4 protein-coding genes are annotated in these 8,840 nt (G+C 61.3%); 2 read left to right on the forward strand and 2 right to left on the reverse strand.

The annotated features are described in order from the left end of the window. Window positions 1–351: 351 nt before the first annotated feature. Window positions 352–2,286 (reverse strand): leucine-rich repeat domain-containing protein, encoded by a 1,935-nt coding sequence (locus tag P5540_19370; protein HRT66974.1) that lies wholly within the window; start codon window positions 2,284–2,286, stop codon window positions 352–354. A 175-nt stretch (window positions 2,287–2,461) separates the two neighbouring features. Here P5540_19370 and P5540_19375 point away from each other — a divergent pair, with 175 nt between their 5' ends. Further along, a complete protein-coding gene (locus tag P5540_19375; protein ID HRT66975.1) occupies window positions 2,462–4,753 on the forward strand; it encodes a tetratricopeptide repeat protein in 2,292 nt (763 codons plus the stop codon). Window positions 4,754–4,853: 100 nt separating this feature from the next. After that, window positions 4,854–6,731 (forward strand): tetratricopeptide repeat protein, encoded by a 1,878-nt coding sequence (locus P5540_19380; protein ID HRT66976.1) that lies wholly within the window; start codon window positions 4,854–4,856, stop codon window positions 6,729–6,731. A gap of 19 nt (window positions 6,732–6,750) precedes the next feature. Here P5540_19380 and P5540_19385 read toward each other — a convergent pair whose 3' ends face one another. After that, window positions 6,751–8,631, reverse strand: a complete 1,881-nt coding sequence (locus tag P5540_19385) for a hypothetical protein (GenBank protein HRT66977.1) — start codon at window positions 8,629–8,631, stop codon at window positions 6,751–6,753. Window positions 8,632–8,840 lie beyond the last annotated feature (209 nt).

The raw sequence follows: 8,840 nt of genomic DNA on the forward strand, positions 1-8,840 counted from the left end.
GTCTTGATATCGCTCCGGCGGCAAGATGTGCTGAAACAGGTAGAGAACCTTGTCGGAAATTATCCCCGGAACATTATTCGTCTGCGTTTGCGCGATCCCCGTGCCTATTACCGCGAAGATCGCAACGATCCCCAACCTCCATACCCGCTTCATCGCGCATCCTCCCATTGTCCATTGACTGTTCCTGCACGGCACCCGGCAAACACCCTCTTTCCGCAGCGTAGTATGGCACAACCGGCGCGGTTTGTTTGTAGGGCTATTTCACATACTTTACGGGAGGGTAGGTACGGACGGCACGGAATGCAAGGCGCAAAACATGGAATGCGAAATGCGGCAAGTTTGGTGGACTCGCTACATGTGCATCCGTAAAGCCTTCGTTGGCCGCAAGCGTTGCGCGGCGGCGAGCAGTAAAAACAGTCCCGCACCGATCGCCGGCAGGGAATCGCCGTGTGCGCCGCCGTGCGGTCCGCCAAGAGGCATGGCTTTGACTGTACCGGCAAAGCAGCCGCCCGTGTTCTCGCCCTCGCCTTCGCCTTCGCCTTCACCCTCGCCTTCACCTTCGCCTTCACCGGCTTCGAGCGATTTGATGGGGACGACGAGGGCGGTAACTTCACCGCTCTTGGCGGTCACGTTTCGCGAAGCCGGGTGATAGCCCACGGCGTTGATGGCCAGCCCGTAATTGCCCTCCGCCAGGCATGAAAGGGTATAAATGCCCTTGCTGTCGCCGGTTGTCGGCATGAAAACACCGGGCGTCAGCAGGATGGACCCGCCGACGATCGGAAACTTGTCCTTGGCGTCCCATACGGTACAGACGATACTGGCCGGCACGAGGGACGACCCCGACGCCAGCGGCGGATCGTAGTTGACCGGTCCGGAAATGCGCGTGGCCGGATCGGCGGCGCCCCAGCCATTGTTCTGCATGACAACGGTCTGCGACCGTTCGTTGACCACATCGTAGCCGCCGATGTCCTGAAACGTATTCCATCCGGTGTTCGGGTTGTAGACGTTGCCCAGCGACCCCTGCGTGCCGGCCTTTTCCGGCAGCGCGCGGATAATGATGCCGTGTTCGACGATTTTGCTGAAGGCGCAACGGCGCACCGTCGGCAACGATCCGAAGATTTCCATGCCCCGGCGCAATTCGGTGAACGTGCAGTCGGAAATCAAAGCCCCGCCCGGGGCTTCGCCGCGAAACACGATGCCTGTGGCTCGACTCGAATCGTCGGCGCCGTGGAACGCGACGTTCAGCACGTTCATGGCCGCGTCGTTCATCGAAAGCAGCGCGATATCGCCATCCTTGTCGTCCCCTTCGCGCAGGACAAGCCGCTGCAACAAGGCGCCTTCCGCGCCCTCCACCGTTCCCTCGACAACGGCCGCGTCCGTTTCGCCGACATATCCCTGCAATCGCACAAACGGCTTCAGAACAATGGCGCCCGTATATTTTCCGGGCCCCGCCAGTACGGTCGCGGGCAGGTTTTCCATCGGCGAAACCTGGTCCATGGCAAACTGGATGGTGCGCCACGGCCGGGCCGGGGAACCGTCGCCGGACTCGTCGGAACCGTCTTCGGAGACATGGACGGTGGAATAGGGACTGGCGGACGCATGCGGATCGGCGCGCAGCCAGAATTCTTCGAGATTGGTAAGGCCGTCGCCGTCGGAATCTGCGTCGGCATCCGCGGGGTCGAGCGGATTCAGGCCGTATTCGACCTCGTAGCCGTCGGCGATGCCGTCGCCGTCCGAATCGGCATTGGCCGGGTCGGTACCGTTGGCCACCTCGCCGCAGGTATAGAGATTGTCGCTGTCTTCGTCCGGTTCCTCATAGGCGACACTCACGCCCAAATCGGCAAGCGTTTCGACGTCGGTGCATAGCGACTGCACGGAAAGGGGATTGCCGAACAGGCTGATGTCGCTGAGCCAGGGATTGTCGAGCAGCGGCGATATGTCTTCAATCCGATTGTTCTCGATATTTACGAACGTGAGCGACGTCATGCCGCGCAAGGGTTCGATACTGGCGATGCGGTTGCCGTAGGCGATAAGCGTCTGGAGATTGACGCATTGCTGGATCCCGTCGAGCCGCGCGATATCGCTTTCCGAAATGTCGAGGTAGAGCAGCGAAGCCAAGTCGCCCGCCGTGAGCGCGCCCGAAGGCTTGCCCAATGCCTCGCGCACGGCCGCTTCGAGATTTGCGTCGAGAAATTGCGCCCTCGCGCACGCCCCCCACAGCGCCAGAACCAGCGCCAATAGCCATGCCGGCCGGCGGCGACCGCGGAATGTAGCCTTGGAATCCATCGCCGAACGCCTCCCTGACGTTCATACAGCGAAACTACCACCTACATTACCTGCCTGCGGGGATTATATCACAAAAAGGCGTTTGACATTTCCCGGCCCGCGCCGGATACTTTGCACGGTTTCACAAACCGGTTTTTTTGCTATGGAATGTCCTGAACAAAACACGCATCCATCCATGCGGGGGTGGCGCTTGGCGCTTGCGGCGGCCGTGCTGGCGGTCGTCGTCATCGGCATCTATGGCCAGACGCTGCGCCATGGCTTTTCGGTGCTCGACGACGACGACTACGTCGTGAAAAATCTGATTGTTCAGGACGGCCTCACAACGCGGGGTTTTGCCTGGGCCATGACGACGGGGGCGGTCGCGAACTGGCATCCCGCGACGTGGCTGTCGCACATGCTGGACTGCCAGCTTTTCGGCATGAAAGCCGGGGGCCATCACGCGGTCAACACGCTGTTGCACCTGATCAATTCGGTGCTTCTGTTTTTTGTGTTTCGCGCGATGACGGGCGCCGCCCGGCGCAGCCTGTTGCTGGCGGCGTTGTTTGCCGCGCATCCGCTGCACGTCGAGTCGGTTGCGTGGATTTCGGAGCGCAAGGATGTCCTGCACGCATTTTTCTGGATCGCGGCGATGGGGGCCTATGTCCGTTATGCGCGCAATCCCGGCGTTCCCCGCTATCTGGTGGCAACCGTCCTGTTTGCGCTGGCTTTGATGGCGAAACCGATGGCCGTCACGCTGCCCTGCGTGTTCCTCCTGCTCGATTATTGGCCGCTCGAAAGGCACAAAGCACGCGAGATCAAGCGGGAAGCACTCGACACAAGACGCAAAAAAAACAAAACGGATCGCCTTTCGCCTTCACCCTTCCGTCTTCAGGCGTCCGCGTGGCAGCGCCTCGTTCTCGAAAAACTTCCCTGGTTCGCCATGTCCGCGGCCTCGAGCGTGGTTACGTTTATCGTGCAGCAGCGTGGTGGGGCGATGCGGACCCTTGAAGCCATGCCCCCCCTCCAACGGATCGGCAATGTCTTTATTTCCTACGTGCGCTACGTCGTGAAGGCCGTCTGGCCGTCGAACCTGTCCGTCTACTATCCGCATCTCGGCGCGGAGACGAGTGGGTGGATTGTGCTGGCGGCGGTGGTTGCGCTCGCGGCGGCCACCGTATGGGTCTGGCGCGGATCCCGCACGCGGCGCTATCTGGCCGTGGGCTGGCTGTGGTTTCTCGGCACGCTCGTGCCGGTCATCGGAATCGTTCAGGTCGGATCCCAATCCATCGCCGACCGCTACATGTACCTGCCCATTGTCGGACTGTTCATCATGGCGCTGTGGGGATCGCACGATGCGGCGGCATGGCTTCGGACCAAAGCGCCGTGGTTCCGCCCGGCCCTTCCCATGGCGGCGGGTTGCGCCCTCGTGCTGGCCTACGCCGCGGCGGCCTTCGCGCAAACCGCGAAATGGCGCGACAATATCACCCTGTTCGAACATTCGCTGAAGGCCACCAGCGGAAATGATTTCGTCCATTACAACCTGGGAATCGCGCTGAAGCGCGCCGGCCGTCTCGATGAGGCGCTCCATCATTTTCAAAAAGCCGTGGAATTCCGCAACAGTTACGTCGCCGCGCGAATCTATATCGGTCTCATCCATTATGAAAAGGGGGAATATGAGGCGGCCATCCGGGAATACGAGCAGGCGATGCAGTTCGCCGCCGGCCATCCGAACCACGCGGACCTTGAAAACGATCTTGGCGTCGCCTATTTCTCGCTGGGAAAGATGGAGGAGGCCGCAAGCCATTACACGAAGGCGCTTCAAATCAATCCCAACGACCCCGACGCGCATTACAATCTCGGATTGACCTTACAGCGTCTCGAACGACATGACGAGGCGCTGCGCCATGTTCGCGAGGCCGCCCGCCTGAATCCGCGCCACGAACCCGCGCACAAACTGGCCGAATCGCTCGAAAAGGAAGCGGCGGCGCATCGCCCCGCGATTGTCGTGCCGCGGCTGGCCGGCGCCGGCGACTATTTCACGCGGGGCAACGAACTGGCCGATGCGAAAAAATACGCGGAAGCCGCCGCGCATTATGAGGAGGCGCTGAAACTCAAGCCGGATTTCACGGACGCGCGCATCAACCTCGGCAATGCGCTTGCGGTGCAGGGACGCCTACGGGAAGCGGCCACGCAGTTTCGCGAAGCGGCACGCCTGCAACCCAACAGCGGCGACGCCTTTCTGAATCTCGGCCACGCGCTCACCGAACTGGGCGAACTCGGCCCGGCCGGCGATGCTTATGCCAAGGCCGCGGCGTTGAATCCACGTAACGTCGAGGCGTGGATCGGCCTTGGATTCGCCCTTGCCCGTCAAAACAAACCCAAGGAAGCGCGGGAACCCCTGCAGAAGGCGCTCGCCCTCGACCCGAGCAACGAACGCGCGAAGGAAGCACTTACGAATATCGAAAAATACCTGCGGGAAAGGCAGTAGGCAGGAGTTGGTGGTTGGTGGCCGGTGGTCAGGAGTCAGGAGTTGAGAGTTGAAAATCAGAACACTTTAGCCTTTAGCCTTGCCCCTTGAGCCTCATCTCATGTCGCGAAGATCCGTAAAATCGAAACCCGTCAAGCCGTCCACGCCGGCAAGACCCGAATCGCCCACGGCGAAAACGAATCCGTGGCCGGTAGTGGCCCTGATCATGGCCTTGTTCTTGGCAGGACTTGCGCCCTACATTCAGACCGCGTGGTTCGATTTCGTCAATTTCGACGATCCCGCCTACGTCTACCAAAACCCACACGTCGCTTCTGGCTTGACTCTTGAAAGCATCCGCTGGGCTTTTACGACGGATGCCGTCTGCAACTGGCATCCGCTGACGTGGATCTCGCTGCAGTTGGATGTTTCGTTGTTCGGCGTGAATCCCGGTGTGCACCATCTTATCAACGCGTTCATCCACGCATTGAACGGCGCGCTGCTGTTTCTCCTACTGCGCACGATGACGAGGGAAACGGCGGCAAGCGCGTGGATTGCGGCATTGTTTGCCCTGCATCCGTTGCACGTTGAATCGGTTGCGTGGATTTCCGAACGCAAGGACGTCCTGAGCGGACTTTTCTGGATACTTGCGACGGCCGCGTATGTCCGGTATGCACGCGGCCCCTGCATGGGCCGTATGGCGCTGGTTTCCGTGTTGTTCGCGCTGGGATTGATGGCAAAGCCAATGCTTGTGACCCTGCCCGCCACGCTGCTCCTGCTCGATTACTGGCCGCTGAAACGATTTGGAATGCAAGACGAGAAACACATCACCCCTTGGCGATCCCCCTACTTCCCCCGTTTGTTGATGGAAAAAACGCCGATCTTCGCGCTCGCCCTCCTGTCGGGCATAATCACGTTCATCGTCCAGCGTTCCGGCGGCGGTGTCGTGACGGTTGACGCGATCCCAATCTGGGCCCGGCTTGCGAATGTGCCGGTGGCCTATGTTCGTTATCTGATCATGACCGTCTGGCCGGTGTCGCTCGGCATCTACTATCCGCACCTTCGTACGGAGATTCCGCTTTGGCAGCCCATAATCGCCTCGGTCATCCTTGTTGTACTGACGGCGTCGGCCTTCGCATACGGCCGGCGACATCCGTGGGGCCTTGTCGGGTGGCTCTGGTATCTGGGGACGCTCGTGCCCGTTATCGGCATCGTTCAGGTTGGGGATCAGGCGCTTGCTGATCGCTACACCTACATTCCGCATATCGGCCTTTTCCTCGCGGCGACATGGATTCTGCTTCCAGTAGCGCGGAAACACGCGCGGGCGGCGGTTTTGGTTGCATGCGCCATCCTCGCCGCGCTGGGTCTGCGGACCCATGCGCAGACGGAAACATGGCGGGACACGATTGCCTTGTTCGAACATTCCTTGCGCATCGCGCCGGATAATTATCGCGCACACAAGGGACTCGGCGTCGCCTACGCCGACGAACGCCGGCAGTTCGACAAGGCAGCCGAACATTGCCGACGCGCGATCATGCTCGATCCGGGCGATGCCTCGCTGCACTATAACTTGGGCAATGCGCTCATGGGATTGAACCGACTGGACGAGGCCATCGCTTCGTATCGCAAGGCGCTGGAAATGGATCCCGGCCAACCCAACGCCCGGTACAATCTCGGCATCGCCTTCGCGAAACAGCAACGCTATCCGGAAGCCGTCGAGGCCTTCCGGGAAACATTGCGGCTCGATCCCGGCAACGCAAAAGCGCACAACAACCTCGGCAGCGCCTTCGCCATGGCCGGCCAATTCGAGGCCGCGCTGCCGCACTACCGGCGGGCCATCGAACTGCAGCCGGACGACACGGAAATCTGGTGCAACATGGGGTATGCGTATTCCCAACTGGGGCGGACTGCCGAAGCGCGCGAAGCTTACCAGCAGGCGCTACGGCGCGATCCGGGAAATATTCGAGCCGGCGATGCAATCAAGCAACTGCCTGCCGAGTAAGGGAATCAAAACGGCCTGATCAATGCGCGTTGTCGTCCGGCGGCGCAGGACTTTCATCCGCTCCGGCTTTGTCGTCTGATGCGGCATCGTCCGGCGGTAGAGGCCGTGTTTCGCGGGGCGTTATCAGCGTCAGGCCGCCCTTTGCCGATCCGCTTCCGTCCGTGCCCGAATCGGCGGGGGCCTTGGCCGGCGGCGCGGCATCCACCACGTTGACCCGCATGACGCAGGGCTGGTCGTTGCGCAGGATGCGGACATTGAAACCCGGATCGTTTTTCAGGCTTTCCAGGATGCGCGCCGCCTGTTCGAGCGATTCGACCGGACTGCGGTTGATGTTCGTGATGATGTCCCCGTCCTTGAATTGCAGCCGCAGCAAATCGGCGGCCACGTCCGCGCCGTGCGGCCTTACAACCACGATCCCTTTGCCATCCGCCCCGGATTCCGCCTTCAACGAGGCGATCAGTTCCGGAAGATTCTTCGCGTACTCCGCTTTCGTCAGGCCGGGCGGACGTTGGGACGCATCGGCGCCGGGAGCCGGCTCTTGCTGTTTGGATTCACCGGTTTCAGGCGCGGCCTGTTTTCCTTCCGGCGTTTCGGTCGCTTTTTCCTCCTCGGCATTGGGGGTGGGTACAGGCTTCCGATCCTTGGACTTTGCGGATTCGGCCTTTTGCCGGGCTTCTTCCAATCGTTTCACCGACGCCTGCAACTGCGCCTGGGCAATATCCGACCGCTCACGTTCCTCTTCCATCTGCCGGCGCAATTGCTGCGCCTCTTCCAAATCGCGCGCCAGGCGATCCCGTTCTTCCTCGGCCCGTGCGCACTTCTGCTCAAGGGCCGCAAGACCGCGAAACGCTTCCGACGCCCTATTGGCCGCTCCCGCGTACAGGAAGGCCAAGGCAAGCGCCACAAGTCCCATGGCGCACGCGCCAAGCAGCGCATAGGGCCAAACCGGCCGCGGAGTATCCTCGCGCAAACGGGCCACGGGCGCGCGAAGGGCCTGCGACAGTTCGTCCGCGAGTTGCTTCGCGGACGCATACCGCGCGGACGGTTCCTGGTGCATGGCGCGTTCGCAAATGGCCACGAGTTCCGGCGGCGCCGTCGGTTCGGACAGCGACACAGGTTCCGGTTTTCGCGATCCCGCCGCGCGCAGGATTTCGGAAGGGCATTCCGCCGAAAAAGGCGGCCGGCCGGCCAGCATGGTGTAAAGGATGGCGCCGAGCGCGTACACGTCGGCATGGGCGTCAATTTCCTCGATATGGCCGCGGGCCAGTTCCGGCGGTAGGTAGGCCGGAGCGAGCGTTATTGACAGGGCATCGTCCAGTGGCCGGTCCTCACGCAGACGCTTCACGGCCTCTGCAAGCGCATCGCCAATCGCGTCATGCTTGCCGCGCACCCGGCAGACATTCCAGCCGCGTACGGCAACCGCGTGCGAATGGCCTATGAAGATGGCGCCCGGATGGAGATTGCGGTGTATCGTTCCCCGCGCATGCGCGGCCCCCACGATGCGGCAGGCTTCCGCGAACAACGGCAACAGCGCGAACCGTTCTTCCGGTGTACCGGCCCGTTCAATGAGCAGGCTCAAAGGCGCACCCCGCTCGATATGCCAAGGCGGCTGGCCGCTCTCCGCGATGCCCCCCAGAAAAATCCCGTGCGCCTTTTCCATCCCACCCAGCACATCCAATGCCGCGAATTCATCGTTCCCGCACGCGCGCACGAGTTGGCCCGCGAAGGCCGCCGCTTCCCGCGCATCGTCCGCCGACAGCACATTCATGCCTGCCAGATACACGAGCCAGTCGCCGGATTCTTCCGCGGCATACGAATGATAGGCATCCGCAAGCCGGGACGCATCGGTCTTCCCCAGTTGCAGCGCCGCCAGTCCAATCAACAAATCCCGTGTATCCATGCCGGCCTCCGATTCGTCAGTCGCGAGACGATCATGCGCGAATTGCCTCCCGTTTCACAAGTCGAAAGACGAATACGAGCACGAGCACGAGGAATGAAGAGAAACTGGGTTGTGGGCAACGCCCACGTTTTATAGGGAAGACCCTTTTACCTCCGTTTATCTTTTCGATATCTGCGTGTATCTGCGTCATCTGTGGATCGTATGGTTCT

It is taken from the genome of Candidatus Hydrogenedentota bacterium, assembly GCA_035450225.1.
Lineage (GTDB): Bacteria > Hydrogenedentota > Hydrogenedentia > Hydrogenedentales > SLHB01 > DSVR01.

Bases quoted from the DNA above. Each gene is read 5' to 3' on its own strand.
- P5540_19370 (HRT66974.1), bottom strand. From the start codon at position 2,286: ATGGATTCCAAGGCTACATTCCGCGGTCGCCGCCGGCCGGCATGGCTA.
- P5540_19375 (HRT66975.1), top strand. From the start codon at position 2,462: ATGCGGGGGTGGCGCTTGGCGCTTGCGGCGGCCGTGCTGGCGGTCGTC.
- P5540_19380 (HRT66976.1), top strand. From the start codon at position 4,854: ATGTCGCGAAGATCCGTAAAATCGAAACCCGTCAAGCCGTCCACGCCG.
- P5540_19385 (HRT66977.1), bottom strand. From the start codon at position 8,631: ATGGATACACGGGATTTGTTGATTGGACTGGCGGCGCTGCAACTGGGG.